This window comes from Plantactinospora endophytica, from assembly GCF_016862915.1.
In the GTDB taxonomy this organism is placed as follows: domain Bacteria; phylum Actinomycetota; class Actinomycetes; order Mycobacteriales; family Micromonosporaceae; genus Plantactinospora; species Plantactinospora endophytica.
This window is the reverse complement of sequence record NZ_BONW01000016.1, coordinates 103,784-122,323: the sequence shown is the minus strand read 5'-3', so window position 1 is coordinate 122,323 and position 18,540 is coordinate 103,784. Positions and strand designations below refer to the sequence as shown.

Below are 18,540 nucleotides of genomic sequence, written 5' to 3'. Positions count from 1 at the left end.
GATCCGGATGCGGCGGCAACTTGCCGTCGAACTTAGATCAGCCTTGGTAGATGTGACTATCGGACCAACGGCGGTTTCCGGACGTCCGGTCCCGAGCATCGGCCGGCGGTGCCCGGCGGCCACCCCATTTCTTGACAGCCGGTAGTGCTGCACCCCTATAGTGCTAGGAGACTAGATAAATAGAGGTAGCAGTGATCGATTTCCACCTGGACGCCCGCTCGGGCCTCGCTCCGTACCTCCAGCTGGTCCAACAGGTCCAGCAGGCGCTGCGGCTCGGCCTGCTGGCCACCGGCGACCAGCTCCCGACGGTCAAGGAGGTCGTGGCGCGGTTGGCGATCAACCCCAACACGGTCCTCAAGGCGTATCGGGAGCTGGAGCACCAGGGTCTGGTCTCCCCGCGCCCGGGTGTGGGGACGTTCGTGACCCGGACGTTGACCGACGACTCTCTCGCCGCGCACGAGTCGCTCCGCACCGAACTGGTCGCCTGGCTCGCCAGGGCGCAGCACGCCGGCCTCGATCCCGACAGCATCGAAGCCCTCTTCATGACCACATTTCGAAAGGCCACAGAGGTGACACCATGACCCCGGTCCTGCGGACCGACGCACTCGGCAAGCGCTACGGCCGGCGCCAGGCCCTCACGAACGTGACCCTGAGCATCCCCGCCCGACGGGTGGTCGGGCTGGTCGGGCCGAACGGCGCCGGCAAGTCCACCCTGCTGAACCTCGCCTCGGGCATGATCGCGCCGACCACCGGCACCATCGAGGTGCTCGGTTCCCGGCCCGCCGCCGACGCGACACAACTGGCCAGGGTCGGTTTCGTCGCGCAGGACACCCCCGTCTACCCGAACCTCTCCGTCGGCGACCACCTGCGGCTGGGCGCCCGGCTGAACCCCGGTTGGGACGACCGGCTGGCGCAGCAGCGGATCAACCAGGTCGGCCTCGACCCGACACAGAAGGCGGGGCGGCTCTCCGGCGGCCAGCGCGCCCAGCTCGCCCTGACCCTGGCCGCCGCCAAACGGCCGGAGCTACTGATCTTCGACGAGCCGGTGGCCGCCCTCGACCCGCTCGCCCGGCGGACCTTCCTACAGAGCCTGATGGAGTTCGTCGCCGAACTGGAGGTCAGCGTCCTGCTCTCCTCCCACCTGCTCGGCGACCTGGAACGGGTCTGCGACCACCTGATCGTGCTGGCCGCCTCCCGGACCCAGCTCGCCGGGGACGTGGAGGAGCTGCTCACCGCCCACTACCGGCTGGTCGCCGCGCGCGGCGACCTCGATCCGCCGCCGCCGGGGATCGAGGTCATCCAGGCGACCCACACCGCCCGGCAGACCACGCTGATCGTCCGGGACACCACCGGTACGCTCCGCGACCACATGCCCGCCGCGGAACATCTCGACCTGGAGGAGATGGTCCTCGCCTACCTGGGCCGGGCCGCCGAGCCCGTCCCCACCGCCAACGCCGGACAGCCCCTGGAGGTCTCCCGATGATCTGGCTGACCTGGCGTCAGTTCCGCGGCCAGGCCCTGGTCGCCGTGGCGGTGCTGGCCACCCTCGCCACGTACCTTGTCGTACTCGGACTGCGGATCCGCACCGCGTACGAGGTGAACGTCGACTGCGCCGGCTGCTCCGTCGAGACGGCCAAGGACGTCTTCGAGAACGCCTATTTCACCCCACTGCTGCTGACCGGATTCCTGGTCGTACTGGTGCCCGGCATCGTCGGGGCGTTCTGGGGCGCGCCGCTGCTCGCCCGCGAGTTCGAGGCCGGTACCCACCGTCTGGTCTGGAACCAGAGCATCAGCCGTACCCGCTGGCTGGCCGTCAAACTGGGCCTCGTCACGCTGGCCGGCGCGACCCTCACCGGCGCGCTCAGTCTGCTGCTGACCTGGGCCGCCAGTCCCTACGACAAGCTGTTCGACGGCCGGTTCGACCCGTTGCTCTTCCCCGCCCGCAACATCGCCCCGCTCGGCTACGCCGTCTTCGCGGTCGTCGCCGGGGTCACCGTCGGGTTGCTGGTCCGCCGGACCGTTCCCGCGATGGCCATCCTGCTCGCCGGGTTCGTCCTGCTACAGATCCTGGTCCCCACCATGGTCCGCCCGCACCTGCAACCGGCCGTCACCGAGACGGTCGCCTGGACCGCCGCCAACGCCAGGGGCCTGATGATCAATGGGACGGGCGAGGTTCGGACCGAGAATTTCGCCGTACCGGGCGCCTGGGTGCTGACCAGCAATCCCCAGATGTTCGACGCCGCTGGCAACCCGGCGACCCAGGAGCAGATCGAGAGCTGCCCGCACAGCGAGCCCAGCGTGCACAAGGCGTGCATCGAGACGAAGGGCTTCCACATGACGCTGTCGTACCAGCCCGCCGACCGGTACTGGACCTTCCAGTGGCTGGAGTTCGGCTTCTACCTGGTACTCGCCGGGTTGCTGGCCGGGTTCGCCTTCTGGCGGATCCCGCGCGGGCTCAACTGACCCCGGCTCGGTAGTCGGCGGCCGGTCCCGCCCGGACCGGCCGCCGCGCCGTCCGCCCCGCCGTCGTACTGGTAGCCCGGCCCGCGCGATTACCCATGCCGCCGTCGGGTAGCCGGCAGCCGTGAGTGGGCCAACCGACGAGATCGGCGCACGGACGGACACCGGTCGTGCCGAGGGCTTCAGCGACGGTGTTCTGGCGATCGTCATCACCCTGCTGGTACTGGAGCTGCGGGTACCGGAGGGCGAGCCGGGCGAGCTGCTGTCCGGGCTGGTGAAGCAGTGGCCCAGCTACGCGGCGTACGTCGCGTCGTACCTCTACGTCGCCGTCATCTGGCTCAACCACAAGGCTACGTTCAGCCGGGTCCGGGAGGCCGACCGTGGGCTGCACTGGGCGAACCTGCTCGTGCTGTTCAGCACGGCGCTGCTGCCGTTCCCGACCTCCGTACTCTCCCGGACGCTCCAGGAACACGACCTGCCGGACCAACGCGTCGCCACCGTGCTGTACGCGCTGGTCGGCGTGGTGGTCTGCATCAGTTGGCTGATGCTGTACCACTACCTCGCCACGCACCGTGAACTGCTGGTGGAGGGGGTCGCCCCGGGGTTCTTCCCCTCCGAACGGCTCCGCGCCCTGATCGGGCTGGTGCTGTACGCGCTGGGCGGGCTGCTCGGCTTCCTGGTCAACCCGCTCGCCGGTCTGGCGATCTTCATCCTCCTGCCGCCGTTCTACGGGCTGACCAGCGGCGGGCTGTACAGCACCCGGCTCGTCCCGCACCGGCGCGCGGCTGACGACTGAGGGACGGGGGCCGGCCCGACGAGTGGCCGGGCGGCGTGGCCCGCCGACGTGGGTGCCGGCGGGCCACGGCCGAGTTGCCCCGCCGGCACCCAGGATGCCGACGGAACCGCCTACTGGCGGGGGCCGTTCCAGTCGACGAGTTGCACGATGACGCCGTTGGGGTCGCGTACCTGGAAGGCCCGCTCCCCCCACTCCTCGACGGTGAGCGGCATGGTGATGGTCACGCCCTCGGACCGCAGCCGGGCGAGTTCGCCCTCCAGGTCGTCGACGACGAAGGCCAGGCTGAGGCCACGGGCGTGCTCGTCGCGCTGGTCGGCCGGCAGCGACGGCAGGCCCTGGCGCAGGAAGATGACGTTCATGCCGGCGTCGTCGCGGGTCAGTGACGAGAAGCCGTCGGCGGACATCTCCTCGCGGAACCCGAAGTGCTGGCTGAGGAAACGGCTGGAGGCGGCGACGTCCGCCACGTTCAGCGAGACGGCGGACGAGGTGATCTTCACAAGCGGCTCCCTGGCGTAGAACTAAACTCCTTACATCGTACAACGTAGGGTGTACGGATATTCCCGGGAGGCCGGGGAGATCCGCCGGGGACGCCGGGCGCCGCAGCGTCGGGCCCGGACGGTTTGCCCCCGGACACGCCCGCCCCCACCCGGGCGGTTCGCACACCTGTCGGGTAATTTCTGATGCTGGCCGTCGCCGGCCGAAGAGCCGGCGCCCGGCGGCCCCGCCCGGACAGGAGATAGCGCAGGCATGGGTAAGCGGACGGTTCACGTCTCCGACTTCAGTGGCAAGGTGGTGCACTCCGCCGACAAGGTGGTCCGGATCGTGGTGCTGGACCATCCCGACCTGGTCGCCGGGCCGGTGCAGTTGGAGGCCGAGCCGACCGAGGTCGAGAACATCGACGACGCGGCGTTGGACGTCGCGGTCGTGGAGATCCACGACGGACAGCCGGGCGAGGCTCCGCGCCGGGTCGTCCTCACCGCCAGCGAGTTCGACGCGCTCGCCACCGACGTGCCGATGGCGCAACTGCTGCGCACCGCCGAACGGGTACGCCCGGCGAAGACGAGTCGGGAACGGATCGACTACAGCAGCCTGGAGCACGCCGGCAAGCCGCACCGGGGGCGGGTCACCGAAGAGGAGGCACGACTGGTCCGCGACCAACTCGACGAGGTCAACAAGCGACTCGCCGACGAGGGGATCCGGCAGATCGACCCGGCCGACCCCGAGCACGCCGCCCGGTACGGCTTCCCGACGCCCTGACCCGGCGCACCGACGTACCCGGCCAGGGCTATCCGGCCGCCCCGGCCGGTACGCTCGCCGCGCTCGACTCCGGACGTAGTGGGAAGTGGCAGGCCACCTGGTGCACGGCGCCGGCCAGCGGCGGCTCCGTCCGGCAGATCTCGGCCGCGATCGGGCACCGGGTACGGAACCGGCACCCGGTGGGCGGGTTGACCGCACTCGGCAGCTCGCCCCGGATCGTCACGCTCTCCCGCTCCGCCGCCGCATCGGGGCTGGCCGACGGCACCGCGTCGATCAGCGCCTGGGTGTACGGATGCCGGGCGGACCGGACCACGTCGTGCGCCGGACCGACCTCGACGAGCTTGCCCAGGTACATCACCCCGATCCGGTCCGACATGTAGTCGACGACCGAGAGGTCGTGGCTGATGAAGACGTACGCCAGGCCGAGTTCGCGTTGCAGGTCCCGCATCAGGTTCAGCACCTGTGCCTGGATCGACACGTCGAGTGCGCTCACCGGCTCGTCGCCGACGATCAGCCGGGGTTGCAGCGCCAGTGACCGGGCCAGGCCGATGCGCTGCAACTGGCCGCCGGAGAACTCGTGCGGATAGCGTTCCAGTACCCGTCGGGAGAGCCCCACCTGGTCGAGCAGCGTCGCGATCCGGGCCCGTCGCGCCGACCCGTCGCCGACCTGCTGGATCTCCAGCGGCTCGGCGAGGATGGCGTCGACCCGCATCCTCGGGTTCATCGCCGCGTAGCTGTCCTGGAACATCAACTGGACCTGCCGGTGCATCCGGCGGCGTTCCCGCCGGTCCAGGGTGGAGATGTCGGTACCGTCCAGCACGATCCGGCCGGCCGTCGGCCGCTCCAGCCCGACCACCAGCCGGCCCACGGTGGACTTGCCGCACCCGGATTCGCCCACCAACCCGAACGTCTCTCCGGGGTGGACGTCCAACGACACCCCGGCGACCGCGCTCACCTGCCCGGCGGCGCGGCGCAGCAGCCCACCCCCGCCCGCCGGATAGTCCTTGACCAGCTCCCGGACCGACAGGATCGGCGCGGGCTCCCGGACCGACAGAATCGGCGCCGGCTCACGGCCCGACAGGACCGGATTCGGCTCCGGGACCGACGGGACCGGTGCCGGTGAGACCGGCCGGGACTTCGTTGTCCCGACCGGCCCGCCCGGACGCGGCGCCGGTGCCGGCTCGCCCGCCCGGAGCGTCACCACCTCGACCGGACCGGCCCCCTCGTCCGGCCCGATCGACTCGTCCGGCCCGATCCGCTCCGCCGCCGCAACCGGCTCCGCCGGCCCGGTCGGCCGCATCGCCTCGACCGGCTGCACCGGCTCGGCGGAGGTGCCGGCTGCCGGGGCGGGGACCGGGTGCAGGCAGGCGTACTGGTGGCGGCCGGCGGTCAGCGTCACGTCGGTGGTCCGGCAGTCGTCGGTGGCGTACCGGCAGCGGGCGGCGAACCGGCAGCCGGTCAACGGCCGGGACAGGTCCGGCGGCAGCCCGGGAATGCTGTAGAGCCGCGAGCCCTCCTCCCGGGTCGCCGACTCCGGCAGCGCCTCCATCAACGCCTCGGTGTAGCGGTGCCGGGGCGACCGGAACAACTCCCGCGTCGCGGCGGTCTCGACCACCCGGCCGGCGTACATCACCGCGACCCGGTCGGCCCGGCCGGCGATCACGCCCAGGTCGTGGGTGACCAGCACGACCGCCATGCCGAACTCTTCGCGCAGGTCGTCGATGAGTTCGAGGATCTGCCGCTGGGTGGTCACGTCGAGCGCGGTGGTCGGCTCGTCCGCGATCAGCAGCTTGGGCGAGCAGACCAGCGCCATGGCGATGGCGACCCGCTGGCGCATCCCGCCGGAGAGTTCGTGCGGATAGTTGTCGACCACCCGGTCCGGGCGGGGCATCCCGACCCGGCGCAGGATGTCGATCGCCTGTTCCCGGGCCTGTGCCTTGCCGACCCGCTGGTGCACCCGGAGCGGCTCGGCAACCTGCACACCGATCCGCATCGTCGGGTTCAGCGAGGTCAACGGATCCTGGAAGACCATGCCCATCCGGACGCCCCGAATCCGGCGTACCTCCTCGGGTGGCAGCGAACGCAGGTCGCGGCCCTCGAAGAGGATCTCCCCGCCGACCACCTCGCCGCCGGAGGGCAGCAGGCCCATCACCGACAGCGCGGTCATCGTCTTGCCGCTGCCCGACTCGCCCACGATGCCGAGGGTCTCCCCCGGCCGGACCGCCAGGCTGACGTCGTCCAGGGCGTGCACCGTGCCGCGCCGCAGCGCGATGTCGGTACGCAGGTGCCGCAGTTCCAGCAGCGGACCGGACCGGCCGGACGCCTGCACGGTTGCGGCGGTCGAGTTGATCGGTGCGCTCATTTCCCCACTCCCCTAGCGGCGCCGGAGCCGGACCTCGAAGGCGTCCCTCAGCCCGTCGCCCATGAAGTTGAAGGCGAGCACGATGAGGATGATGGCGATTCCGGGCGGGTACAGCAGCCACCAGTGGCCGCTGTAGGTGTCCGCGAGACCGTCGGAGAGCATCCCGCCCCAGTTCGCGGCCGGTGGCGGCACGCCGAGGCCGAGGAAGGACAGGTAGGCGACGTAGAGGATCGCGTCGGCGACCTGGAAGGTGGCGTTCACGATCACCGTGCCGATGGCGTTCGGCACGATGTGCTTGCGTACCGCCCGGCCGCCGGTGCCGCCCATCCCGCGCATCGCCTGGACGTACTCCCGGGAGCGCAGGGTCAGCGCCTCGCCCCGGACCAGCCGGGCCGGGCCGAGCCAGGCGAAGGCACCGATGATGACGATCAGCATCGGTACGCTCGGCGTGACGATCGCGGCCAGCAGCATGAAGAGGAACAGCGACGGGATCGACATCATCGCGTCGACCACCCGCATCATCGCGGCGTCCACCCAGCCGCCGGCGAACCCGGCGACGGCGCCCCAGACGGTGCCGAGGAAGGTGGCGAGGATGCCGGCCGCCAGCCCGACGACGATCGAGGTCTGCCCGCCGAGCATCATCCGGCCGAGCTGGTCGTAGCCGACCCCGTCGGTGCCGAGCGGCTGCCCGGCGCCGGGTGCCAGGTGCACCCTGGCGAGGTCGGTGTGCACCTGGTCGGTGTGGTAGAAGAGCGGGCCGAGGAAGCAGACCCCGGCCAGCAGTACGAACAGGCCCAGGCCGACCAGGGCCAGCCGGTTCTCGCAGAAGACCGCGAGCCCCTGCCGCCACAGGCCGCGTACCGGCGCCTCGTCGGGGGTGGTCGGCTGGGGTGCGCCGACCGGTGGGGTGGGGGCCAGTTCGGAGAGGGTGGTCACGACGTACTCCCCCGGAGTCGTACCCGCGGGTCGACCGCGGCGTAGAGCAGGTCGGCGAGGAGTGCGCCGAGCACCGTCGCCACCGAGATGATCAGCGTGACCCCGAGCAGGATCGGGAAGTCGCGTTTGAGCGCCGCCTGCCAGAAGAGCTGCCCCATGCCCGGGAAGTTGAACAGCGACTCGACCACCAGGGCACCGCTGAACAGCGCCGGCAGGTACATCCCGAGCAGGGTGATCACCGGGAAGAGGCCGTTGCGCAGGGTGTGCCGGACCACCACCCGGCGCTCGGAGAGGCCCTTGCTGCGGGCGGTCCGGACGTAGTTCTCGTTCAGGTTGTCGACCATCGAGGAGCGGACGTAACGGGAGTAGACCGCGATGGTGACGATCGCCAGCGTGACGGTGGGCAGCACCAGCCCGGCCGGATCGGCCAGCACCTCGCCGACGGTGAAGCCCTGCGGCGCCTCCGGCGGCAGGATCGGCCAGACCTGCGAGAAGAGGATGATCAGCATCAACCCCATGAAGAAGATGGGGGTGGCGTACGCCAGCAGCGACAGCGAGGTGATGGTGTAGTCCGGCCAGCGGTTGCGGCGTACCGCCTGGATCACCCCGAGCGGGATCGCCACCACGATCGCCAGCAGGGTGGAGAGCAGCGACAGCACCATGGTCTTGGGCAGCCGTTGGGTGATCGCCTCGGTGACCGACTGGTTGAGCTGGAACGAGTAGCCGAGGTCGCCGTGCAGCAGGCGCTGCACGTACATGCCGTACTGCTGGATCCAGGGCCGGTCGTAGCCCATCTCGTGGTTGAACGCCGCCAACTGCTCCAGCGTCGCCTCCTTGCCCAGGGTCGCCCGGGCCGCACCTCCGGGCAGGAGGTGCAGGATCAGGAACGCGATCACGGTGACGAGCACGACGACGACGAGCGCCTGGCCCAGGCGGGTGACGAGGTACCGGACCACTCGCTGATCCCTCCTCGGTCGGGGGCTCCGACGGCACCCGCTGGGGGCACCGCCGGAGCCGGACGGTCAGTGACTGCCGACTACTTCCAGGACCAGTCCTGGAAGTACATGTTGTTCATCGGGTCCTGCGGCTCGACGCCCTGAAGCCCGGACTTGTACGCCGAGATCTGGAACACCGGGTTCGGCATCCACAGCACCGGCAGGTCCTTGGCCAGGAACTCGTTGTACGCCTTCAGCGCGCTGTCGTCCCCGCTGAACTGCGTCGCCTCGATGAGCTGGTCGGCCTGCGGGTTGCTGTAGCTGCCAAGGTTGACCGGCGCGTCGGTGGCGAAGAGCCGCTCGCCGGACGCGAAGGCCGGGTAGTACCAGCTTCCCTGGGAGCCGAAGAAGGACATGTCCCACGAGCAGGTCGCCTCGGTCGGCTTGCAGGCCGGGGTGACCGCGACCGAGTCCGGCACCTCCTTGATGGTCAGCTCGATGCCGAGCTTGGCCATCTGCGACTTGATCTCGGCGAACATCTTGGTGGTGGCGGCGAACCCGCTCTGGCTGGTGACCGTGAAGGTCAGCGGCGTACCGGCGGCGATCCCCTCGCCGCACTGGTTCGCCCCGGTGCCCGGCGTCTGGCAGGTGGTCTTCCCGTCCGGGGTCACCTTCCAACCGTGGGTCTCCAATAGTTCTTTCGCTTTGGCCGGGTCGAACGAGTAGACGCAGCCGTTCTCGGCGGAGCCGGCGGTACCCGGCTTGAGCGGCACCGGGCCACAGGTCGGCTCGGCCATGCCGGACCAGATGACCTTGTTGATGGTCGGCTGGTCGATCAGCATCTGCATGGCCTGACGCAGGTAGTCCTGCTTGAACAGCACACCCGTCTTCGGGTTGTTGAAGTTGAGCTGGAGGTAGGTGACGGACCAGCCGTACCAGGGCGCGACCTTGTAGTCCTTGGACTCCAGGTACGACTTCTGCGACAGGTTGGCCGCCGGCACGTAGCCGTAGTCGATCTCACCGGCCCGGAGCACGTTGAACTCGGCGTCGTCGCTGGTGAACGGGCGCAGCACGACCTTGGCCAGTTTGGGCTTGTCGGTGCCGGAGTAGTTCGGCTGGGCGGCGAGCACGACCTCGCCGTTCGGGACGTACTTCTCCAGCTTCCAGGGGCCGCTGTTGACCTTCCAGAGGTCGTTCGTGGCGTACGTCTTGGGGTCCTTCGAGGCCGCGATCAGGAAGTCGAAGACCTTCTTCGCCCCGTCCGGGGTCTTGTCCAGGTCGCTGACGCCCGCGGTGGCGGAGTCCCTGTCCCAGACGTGCTGCGGCATCGGGGTGATCCGGTTGAGCTGGTTCCCGACGAACCAGGCGGTGTTGTAGACCTCGGTCGTCGTCACCGAGAAGGTCTTCGCGTCCTTGATCGTCCAGGCGGCGATGTTGTCCGGGAAGCCGCCCTTGCGGTACGACGCCCACTTGTCCTTGTTCGCCGTGACGACGTTCCACCAGAAGTCGATGTCCCGGGTGGTGATCGGCTTGCCGTCGGACCAGGTGTTGTCCTTGAGCGTGATGGTCAGCGTCTTGCCGCCGTCGCTCACCTCGGGCGGGTTGGCCAGCGAGCGCTCCGCGTCGATGTTGTACTTCGCCGAGCCGTCGAGCCTGTACTGGTAGAGCGGGCGGTACTGGGCGTTGCCGAAGATGGCGTTCTCGCCCTGGGTGAAGCCCGGGGCCGAGATGGGCAGGATCCAGTTCGGGGTGCGGAACGCGACGGTCGCGGTGTCCTTGCCCTCGCTCCCGCCCTTGCCGGACGAACTGCTGTCGCCGCTACAGGCGGCGAGGCCCAAACCGAGGGCGAGTGCACTGGCGACGGCGACGGTGCCGCGGAGTGCGCCCCGGTGGAATCTGCTCCTCATGAGTCTCCTCGATCGATGTGCACGTGCCCCGCGTCGCCGGGCGCGAGGGGCGTCGCGTCCAGCCACCTGGTGCTGCCCGAGCCACCTGGTGCTTCCCGAGCGATCAATGCGGAGAATGTATAGGCAATGAAGTTTCGCGTCAACGAAATTAACGTACTTCCTTCGGGGACTTCCGTCAGGCTAGGATCAAAGCCGCCGAACATCGTCCGATACCCTTCGCGGTGATCCCCCCGTCCCGTAACCCGGTGACCGCACAGGGCACCCGGACGAACCCGGCTGGAAGAAGGAGAGGTATGTCGGACCCGTCGATCTCCGCCACCCTGCGCGACCAGACGCTCAACCTGCTGGCCACCGGCGAGGCCACCTCCCGGGCCGACCTCGTCGAGGCACTCCGGGTGGCACCCTCGACCGTCACCGGGGTGGTGCGGCGCCTGCTCGAAGAGGGCGCCATCTCCGAGGAGGGCGTCGGTCGCTCCACCGGCGGGCGGCGACCCCGGATCCTGCGCCTGCGCGAGCCGGAGGGCGTCTTCGCCGTCGCCGAACTCGGCGCCCGGCACGCCCGGGTCGGCCTCTGCACCCCGGACGGGCGACTGCTCGCGGCCGAGGAGGTCGGCATCGACATCGCCGCCGGCCCCGCCGAGGTCTTCGAGGTGGTCGGCACCGCCTTCACCAGGATCCGCACGGCGACCGCGCCCGGACAGGCACTGCTCGGCATCGGCGCGGCCATGCCCGGCCCGGTCGAGTTCCCCCGGGGCCGGCTGATCGGTCCGGCCCGGATGCCCGGCTGGAGCGGCGTCGACGCCCAGGCCGAACTCGGCGCGCGGTTCGACGTACCGGTCGTGGTCGACAACGACGCCAAGGCCGCGGCGATCGGCGAGTACGTCACCCGGGGCCGGGACGGCGGCGACATGATCTACGTCAAGGCCGGTACCGGCATCGGCGGCTGCCTGGTCAGCGGCGGGCAGATCTACCGGGGCGGCCGTGGACTCAGCGGCGACGTCACGCACGTACGGGTGGCGGACAGCGGCGAGCGGCAGTGCTCCTGCGGCAGTCGCGGCTGTCTGGAGACCGTCGCCAGCGGTGCCGCCCTGGCCGCCCAGTTGACCGAGCAGGGCCAGCCGATCGCCACCACCCGGGACGTCATCGGCGCGGTCGTCGACGCCGAACCGGCGGCGGTGACCCTGGTCCGGCGGGCCGGCGGTCTGCTCGGCGTGGCCCTCTCCGGCCTGGTCAACTTCCTCAACCCGGACGCCGTTGTCATCGGCGGAGCCCTGTCGAGTCTCGACGTCTACGTGGCGGCGGCCCGGGGGATGCTCTACGAGCGGTGCCTGCCGTCGATGACCCAGTCCCTTTCCATCGAGGCCAGCGCCGCCGGCCCGGATGCCGCCCTGGTCGGCCTCGGGCATCTGGTCCGCGCCGTGGCCGACGCCCGCCCCGCCTGAGGAGTACCACCCGTGCACCGTCCCCTGCGGATCGCCGTCGGCGGCATCCACATCGAGTCCAGCACCTTCTCGCCGCACCTGAGCACCGCCGACGACTTCGAGGTCACCCGGGGCGACGCACTGCTGGCCCGCTACGCCTGGCTCTCCCCCGCCCAGCCGTGGGCCGCCGACGTCGAGTGGCTACCCCTGGTGCACGCCCGGGCGCTGCCCGGTGGTGCCGTCGACGCCGCCAGCTACGACGCCTGGGCCGCCGAGATCGTCGACGGGCTCGCCCGGCTCGGCCCGGTCGACGGCGTACTGCTGGACATCCACGGCGCGATGAGTGTGGTCGGTCGGTCCGACGCCGAGGGCGACCTGGTCACCGCCGTCCGCTCGGTGATCGGGCCGCAGCCGTACGTCTCGGCCGCGATGGACCTGCACGGCAACGTCTCGCCGGTGCTCTTCGCCGGCTGCGACCTGCTCACCTGCTACCGCACCGCGCCGCACGTCGACGTCTGGGAGACCCGCGAGCGGGCGGCCCGCAACCTGGTCGAGGCGCTGCGCCGGGGTGAACGCCCGCACAAGGCCCTGGTGCACGTGCCGATCCTGCTGCCCGGCGAGATGACCAGCACCCGGGTCGAGCCGGCGCGCGGGCTCTACGCCCGGATCCCCGAGATCGAGGCCCGGGACGGCATCGTCGACGCCGCGATCTGGATCGGCTTCGCCTGGGCCGACCAGCCCCGCTGCCGGGGCGCGGTGGTGGTCACCGGCACCGACGCCGACGCCACGACCGGGGCGGCGCGGGAACTCGGCGAGCACTTCTGGGCGGCCCGCGACGAGTTCGCCTTCGTCGCACCGACCGGCAGCATGGACGAATGCCTCGACACGGCACTGGTCGCGGTGAAGGAGCCGGAACGGCGGCCGTTCTTCGTCAGCGACTCCGGCGACAACCCCGGGGCCGGCGGCGCCGACGACGTCACCTACGCGCTGGCCAGGATGCTGGCCCGGCCGGAGATCCGGGACGGCGCCGTGCGCGCCGTGTTCGCCTCGCTTGTCGACCGGGACGCCGTGGCGCAGGTCGCCGACCTGCCGACCGGCAGCCCGGTAAGCGTGTCGGTCGGTGGCCGGATCGACGCCCGGGACCCCGGTCCGGTACGCCTGGACGGCGTACTCGAGGCGGTCGCCGAGGACCCGGACGGCGGGCGGTGCGTGAGCGTACGGGTAGGTGGGCTGAGCGTCTTCGTCACCTCGCGCCGGATGCAGTACCGCCAACTCGCCTCGTACGAGCGGCTGGGCGTGCCGGTGGACGCCGTCGACCTGGTGGTGGTGAAGATCGGCTACCTCGAACCCGAACTGTTCGAGGCGGCCGGCGACTGGCTGCTCGCGCTGACTCCGGGCGGGGTGGACCAGGACATCGAGCGGCTGCCGTACCAGAACCTGCTCCGGCCGGTGTTCCCGCTGGACCGCGACTTCGTCGCGGACCTGACCGTGGCGACCCGGTGACTCCGCCCGTTTCCGGCACCCGGTCCGCCGGCTCGTCTGCCGGAGAACCGCCCACCGGTCGCTGCGTGCTCGCGGTCGACGTCGGCGCGACCACGATGAAGGGGGCGGTGTTCGGCGAGGACGGCGGGGTCCGCCACTCGGTCGTGGTGCCGTCCCGGGCCGACGGCGATCCGGTCGGCGCACTCCGGGAGCTGTGCCGGCGGCTGCACGCCGAGGCGGTTGCCGGGGGTGCCGCACCGGCCGGGATCGGGGTGGTGACACCGGGCATCGTCGACGAGGCCGCCGGCCTGGTCCGGTACGCCTCGAACATCCGGTTCCGGGACGTACCGCTGCGTGCGCTCGTGCACGACGACCTCGGCCTGCCCGTCGTGATCGGACACGACGCGCGGGCGGCCGGCGTGGCCGAGGCGGTGGCCGGGGCCGGCCGGGGGCTGGCCAACTTCCTGCTGCTGCCGCTCGGCACCGGGATCGCCGCCACGGTGGTGCTGGACGGCCAGCCGGTGCCGGGCACGGCCTGGTCGGCCGGGGAGGTCGGACACATGCCGGTGTACCCCGGCGGCGAGCCGTGCACCTGCGGCCAGCGCGGCTGTCTGGAGGTGTACGCCTCGGCCGGTGGTCTGGCCCGGCGCTACGCCCGGCTCGGCGGCGATCCGGGGCTGGACAGCCGGGCCATCGCCGCCGCCGCTGCGACCGACCCGCTGGCCGGCGAGGTCTGGGACACCGCGACGCAGGCGCTGGGCATCGCCCTGGCCACCCTGACCCTGACCCTGGACCCGGCCCGGATCGTGCTCGGCGGTGGTCTGGCCGAGGCCGGCGCCCAGCTCTTCGACCCGGTACGCGACGCGCTGCGTGCGGCGCTGGCCTGGCGGACCGCGCCCGAGGTGGTGCCGTCCGCGTTCGGTGCCCAGGCCGCCCGGGTGGGCGCCGCGATCCTTGCCCGTCGGGCGGCCGGGCTGGCCGTACCGGACGGCTGGGCGGCGCCGGTCCCCGCCTCCGTCGGCTCCTGATCCGGGTCGCCGGCCCGCCCCGCCTGTCCCGCCCACCGCCGTGCCGGCCTTCCTCGGCGGCAACCAGGGTCACCGTGACAGGTCCCGCCAGCGGAAAGCCCGTCATCAGGGGGCAAGATCGATGAGATCCGCACCGTGGCCCATAATCGGTGCGGTGCCGTACGAAGGCACCCTGTCCGGCCCGGGTCGCCCGTCTCGGCTGGCCCCACCCGCAGACCCGGCCGGTGAACCGACTTCTCGGAGGTGCCGTGAGCGACACGACCAGTCCGGCCGCGAAGCTGGACACCAACGTGGCGCATCCCGCCCGCCGGTACAACTACTGGCTGGGCGGCAAGGACAACTTCGCCGCCGACCGCCTCTCCGGCGACCAGGTGGCCGCCGTCTTCCCGACGGTGAAGCGGGCCGCACAGGAGAACCGCCGGTTCCTGCGTCGCGCGGTCGGGTTCCTGGCCGGTGAGGCCGGCATCCGGCAGTTCCTCGACGTCGGCACCGGGTTGCCCACCGCCGACAACACCCACGAGGTCGCCCAGCGGATCGCGCCGGAGTCCCGCGTCGTCTACGTGGACAACGACCCGCTGGTGATGGCGCACGCCCGCGCCCTGTTGACCTCCTCGCCGGAGGGGAAGAGCGCCTACATCGAGCGGGACCTGCGGGACCCGCAGTCGATCCTGGACGCTCCGGAACTGCACGCCACCCTCGACCTCGGCCGGCCGGTCGGGTTGACGCTGGTGGCCATCCTGCACTTCGTACGCGACTTCGAGGACCCGTACGGGGCCGTCGGCCGGCTCGTCGCCGCGCTGCCGTCGGGCAGTTTCGTCGTGCTGTCGCACGGCACGTACGACGGGTTGCCGGCGGAGACGGTGGCGAAGCTGGAGGAGGCGAACGCCGCGACCGGCGGCCTGAGCCGACCCCGGAGCCGGGACGAGTTCGCCCGCTTCTTCACCGGTCTCGACCTGGTCGATCCGGGCGTACTGCCGATCGGCGACTGGCGCCCGGAGCCCGGCAGCACCCCGCCCGACCCGATCGACATCTGCATGTACGGCGCGGTCGCCCGGATCCCCTGAGCGGCCGGCCACCCTACGCGGGGCCGGAACGGTCGGCGCCGCCCTGGTCACCGCCGGCCTGAAGAGTTCCTTAAGCCGGCCGGTCCGCCCCTGGCCGGCCAGGTCCCGGGACCTACGATCTGCCGGTGCATACCAGGATCACGGCCGGGTTGATCGCGACGGTGCTGGTGGCCGCCGCCGGCCTGGCGGGTTGCGGCTCTCCGCCGGCCGACCCGTCGGCGGGGCCGCAGTGGGCTCCGGCGGCCGACGCCAGCGGTGCGGCGAGCGGGTCGCCGACCGCTCCGGCCAGACCGTCGCCGACCGCTAAGCCGTCCGCCTCGACCAGGCCGGTGCCGGCGCTGCCCCGACCGGGCAACCCGAAGGGCCGGGCCAGCGTCCCGGCCGAGGCCCGTGCGGTGGACACGGCCAGGCCGACCCGGGTGGTCGGCAACGGTACGCCGGCGAGCTGCACCTCGGCGGCGGTCGTCGCGGCGGTCGCCAAGGGCGGGATCATCACCTTCTCCTGCGGCCCCGCCCCGGTCACCATCACGATGCAGGCGACCGCGAAGATCCGGAACTCGACCGGTCCCCGGATCGTGCTCGACGGCGGCGGCAGGGTCACGCTCAGCGGCGGCGGCAAGCGTCGGATCCTCTACATGAACACCTGTGACCAGGCCCAGGGCTGGACCACCTCGCACTGCCAGGACCAGGACCATCCGCAGCTCACCGTGCAGAACCTGACCTTCGCCGACGGCAACTCCACAGGTGACGAGGCCGAGGGCGGCGGTGGCGGGGCGATCTTCGTCCGGGGCGGCCGGTTCAAGGTGGTCAACTCGCGGTTCGTCCGCAACCGCTGCGACCAGACCGGCCCGGACCTCGGTGGCGCGGCGATCCGGGTGCTCAGCCAGTACCGGGGGCTTCCGGTGTACGTCGTCAACAGCACCTTCGGCGGCGCCGCCGGGCAGGGCGGTGTCTGCGCCAACGGTGGCGCGCTGAGCAGCATCGGAGTCTCCTGGGTGGTGCTGAACAGCGTGCTGAGCCACAACCGGGCGGTCGGCCGGGGCGCCAACCCGGCCCGGGGCGGTACCCCCGGCGGCGGCAGCGGCGGTGCCGTCTACACCGACGGCAACCGGTTCACGGTGACGATCGCCGGCAGCGTCGTACAGGACAACCGGGCCAACGAGGGTGGCGGGGCGGTCTTCTTCGTCAGCAACGACCGGACCGGGACGATGCGGATCGAGAGTTCGACGCTGCGGCGCAATCCCAGCGACGGCTTCGAGACCCGGGGTTTCCCCGGCATCTTCTTCCTCGGCGCCCGGAACCCGACGGTGACCGGCTCGACGCTCGACTAGCTGGTGGTCGACCCCCGTCGTGGCGGGCCGGGCAGATGTTCCGGTCCCTCGGATTCTGCCCCGTCCGTGGTAACGGATCGGACATCCTGGAAGGTGCCGACGACCGGTCCGGTCGTCGCGGCACTTTCCATGATCGTAACCTTCCTGGCGTTCCGGGCACCGGTTCGGCCAGGGCACATCGACGAGCGGACTTGAGGATTGACCGAGGACGACAGCGGGCCGACCGGGGCGGCGGCCACCTCGACCAGGGCGCTGGTCGAGGAGTTGCTGAACGACGGCGGCGGGGTGCTGCGCCTCGCCCCCGCGTTCGTCGCCCGTGACCTGGTGCCGCCCGGCCGGCGGCTCGGCCTCGCCGAGGAGGCGTACGACCTCGGCGAGCGGGGCTTCGTCTGCGAGCGCTGGCTGGGTTCGACCACCCGGGCCGACAACCGGATCGGTCCGCCGGACGAGGGGCTCGGTCACGTCGTCGACCGGAACGGGCGGCCCCGGCTGACCCTGCGCGACGCGGTACGTGCCGATCCGGCCGCGATCATGGGCTCGGCGTACGCGGCCAGCCACCCGCAGGGCCTGGGCCGGCTCGCCAAGCTGCTCGACTACGGGGCGCGGATCCCGTACCACATCCATCCGCCGCAGCGCTTCGCCGAGTTGGTCGGGCGGCGGTCGAAGGACGAGGCGTACTACTTCCCCGCCGGGGTGGACGGCGGCGCGCACCCGGAGACGTTCTTCGGGGTGCATCCGTGGATCCTCCGCGAGCGGGCGTACGACGTGCTGCTGCCGTATCTGGTCGACTGGGACAGCGACCTGATCCTGCGGCACTCCCGGGCCTACCTCCAGGTGCCCGACGACGGGTTCGGGGTGCCGTCCGGGGTGCTGCACGGGCCGGGCACCGCGCTGACCGTGGAGTTGCAGGAGGACTCCGACGTCTTCGCCATGTTCCAGGCGCGCAACGCCGGCCGGATCATCTCGAAGGAGTTGCTCTTCAAGGACGTCCGGCCGGCGGACCGGCACGAGCACGGCGAGCGGTTCCCGCTCCGGTTCGTCGAGTGGGACCTCAACGGTGACCCGTACTTCTACGAGAACAACCACCTGGCGCCGCGTCCGGTCGCCCCGGACGGCGGCCGGGAGTGGTGGATCTTCTACAACACGCCCAAGTTCAGCGGGAAGAAACTCGTCGTGCCGGCCGGTCAGCGCCACGCGAGTCGACCGAGCGCGGCGTGTACTCGATCCTCGTCTGGTCGGGCGGCGGACGCTACTGCGGCCACGAGGTACGCGGCGGCGACGCCGACCGGGACGAGCTGCTCGTCTCGTACGACGTCGCCACGACCCCGCACCTGGTGGAGAACACCGGCGGAGACGACCTGGTGGTCTTCAAGTTCTTCGGCCCGGACCTGAACGACGACGCGCCGGTGGTCCCCCAGACCGCGCCGGGCTAGCGCCGTCTCACGAATCTTCGGCGGGACGGGTCCGTGCCGCGACGGGTCGGTTGGTCGCCGCACGCCCACCGCCCGCACTCCGAGTACTTCGAGGCTTGTCAGCGCGAAGTGAAATTGCATACTGTAGT

Annotated in this window: 16 protein-coding genes; 11 read left to right on the top strand and 5 right to left on the bottom strand. The window is 71.3% G+C overall.

The window, feature by feature from the left end:
• Positions 1-191 precede the first annotated feature (191 nt).
• From Pen02_RS16595 to Pen02_RS16580, 4 genes are all read left to right on the top strand, one after another.
• On the top strand, positions 192-581 hold the full coding sequence (locus Pen02_RS16595; protein WP_203866952.1) for a GntR family transcriptional regulator: 390 nt from the start codon (positions 192-194) through the stop codon (positions 579-581).
• Positions 578-1,483, top strand: coding sequence for an ABC transporter ATP-binding protein (locus tag Pen02_RS16590; protein WP_203866951.1), 906 nt, complete (start codon positions 578-580; stop codon positions 1,481-1,483). Before Pen02_RS16595 ends, Pen02_RS16590 begins: the two co-directional genes overlap by 4 nt.
• Positions 1,480-2,463 carry an ABC-2 membrane transporter-related protein gene (locus Pen02_RS16585; RefSeq protein ID WP_203866950.1) on the top strand — a complete coding sequence of 328 codons (984 nt, stop codon included), beginning with the start codon at positions 1,480-1,482 and terminating at the stop codon, positions 2,461-2,463. Before Pen02_RS16590 ends, Pen02_RS16585 begins: the two co-directional genes overlap by 4 nt.
• A gap of 121 nt (positions 2,464-2,584) precedes the next feature.
• Positions 2,585-3,256 (top strand): TMEM175 family protein, encoded by a 672-nt coding sequence (locus Pen02_RS16580; protein WP_203866949.1) that lies wholly within the window; start codon positions 2,585-2,587, stop codon positions 3,254-3,256.
• A 110-nt stretch (positions 3,257-3,366) separates the two neighbouring features.
• On the opposite strand, the gene Pen02_RS16575 is transcribed toward Pen02_RS16580, so the two are convergent.
• Positions 3,367-3,753 (bottom strand): VOC family protein, encoded by a 387-nt coding sequence (locus Pen02_RS16575; RefSeq protein ID WP_203866948.1) that lies wholly within the window; start codon positions 3,751-3,753, stop codon positions 3,367-3,369.
• 250 nt (positions 3,754-4,003) lie between these two features.
• On the opposite strand from Pen02_RS16575, the gene Pen02_RS16570 reads away from it, so the two are divergent.
• On the top strand, positions 4,004-4,513 hold the full coding sequence (locus Pen02_RS16570) for a hypothetical protein (RefSeq protein ID WP_203866947.1): 510 nt from the start codon (positions 4,004-4,006) through the stop codon (positions 4,511-4,513).
• A 28-nt stretch (positions 4,514-4,541) separates the two neighbouring features.
• On the opposite strand, the gene Pen02_RS41810 is transcribed toward Pen02_RS16570, so the two are convergent.
• The 4 genes from Pen02_RS41810 to Pen02_RS16545 all read right to left on the bottom strand — a co-directional run bounded on the left by Pen02_RS41810 (position 4,542) and on the right by Pen02_RS16545 (position 10,653).
• A complete protein-coding gene (locus tag Pen02_RS41810) occupies positions 4,542-6,875 on the bottom strand; it encodes a dipeptide ABC transporter ATP-binding protein (protein ID WP_239140847.1) in 2,334 nt (777 codons plus the stop codon).
• Positions 6,876-6,887: 12 nt separating this feature from the next.
• Positions 6,888-7,811: an ABC transporter permease gene (locus Pen02_RS16555; protein WP_203866946.1), complete on the bottom strand. Its 924-nt coding sequence runs from the start codon at positions 7,809-7,811 to the stop codon at positions 6,888-6,890.
• Entirely contained in the window at positions 7,808-8,767 is a 960-nt protein-coding gene (locus Pen02_RS16550) for an ABC transporter permease (RefSeq protein WP_203866945.1), read from the bottom strand. Before Pen02_RS16550 ends, Pen02_RS16555 begins: the two co-directional genes overlap by 4 nt.
• 80 nt (positions 8,768-8,847) lie before the next feature.
• Positions 8,848-10,653: a peptide ABC transporter substrate-binding protein gene (locus tag Pen02_RS16545; protein WP_203866944.1), complete on the bottom strand. Its 1,806-nt coding sequence runs from the start codon at positions 10,651-10,653 to the stop codon at positions 8,848-8,850.
• Positions 10,654-10,946: 293 nt separating this feature from the next.
• Between Pen02_RS16545 and Pen02_RS16540 the strand changes: the two genes are divergently transcribed.
• The 6 genes from Pen02_RS16540 to Pen02_RS16515 all read left to right on the top strand — a co-directional run bounded on the left by Pen02_RS16540 (position 10,947) and on the right by Pen02_RS16515 (position 18,371).
• Positions 10,947-12,095, top strand: coding sequence for an ROK family transcriptional regulator (locus tag Pen02_RS16540; protein ID WP_203866943.1), 1,149 nt, complete (start codon positions 10,947-10,949; stop codon positions 12,093-12,095).
• Between the two features lie 12 nt (positions 12,096-12,107).
• Positions 12,108-13,577 (top strand): M81 family metallopeptidase, encoded by a 1,470-nt coding sequence (locus tag Pen02_RS16535; RefSeq protein ID WP_203866942.1) that lies wholly within the window; start codon positions 12,108-12,110, stop codon positions 13,575-13,577.
• 65 nt (positions 13,578-13,642) lie between these two features.
• On the top strand, positions 13,643-14,584 hold the full coding sequence (locus Pen02_RS16530) for an ROK family protein (protein WP_275413583.1): 942 nt from the start codon (positions 13,643-13,645) through the stop codon (positions 14,582-14,584).
• Between the two features lie 248 nt (positions 14,585-14,832).
• Complete coding sequence (locus tag Pen02_RS16525) at positions 14,833-15,648, top strand: SAM-dependent methyltransferase (RefSeq protein WP_203866941.1); 816 nt, start codon at positions 14,833-14,835, stop codon at positions 15,646-15,648.
• 125 nt (positions 15,649-15,773) lie between these two features.
• On the top strand, positions 15,774-16,979 hold the full coding sequence (locus Pen02_RS16520; protein ID WP_372445615.1) for a hypothetical protein: 1,206 nt from the start codon (positions 15,774-15,776) through the stop codon (positions 16,977-16,979).
• A 198-nt stretch (positions 16,980-17,177) separates the two neighbouring features.
• Positions 17,178-18,371, top strand: coding sequence for a cupin domain-containing protein (locus Pen02_RS16515; RefSeq protein WP_203866940.1), 1,194 nt, complete (start codon positions 17,178-17,180; stop codon positions 18,369-18,371).
• Positions 18,372-18,540: the final 169 nt, after the last annotated feature.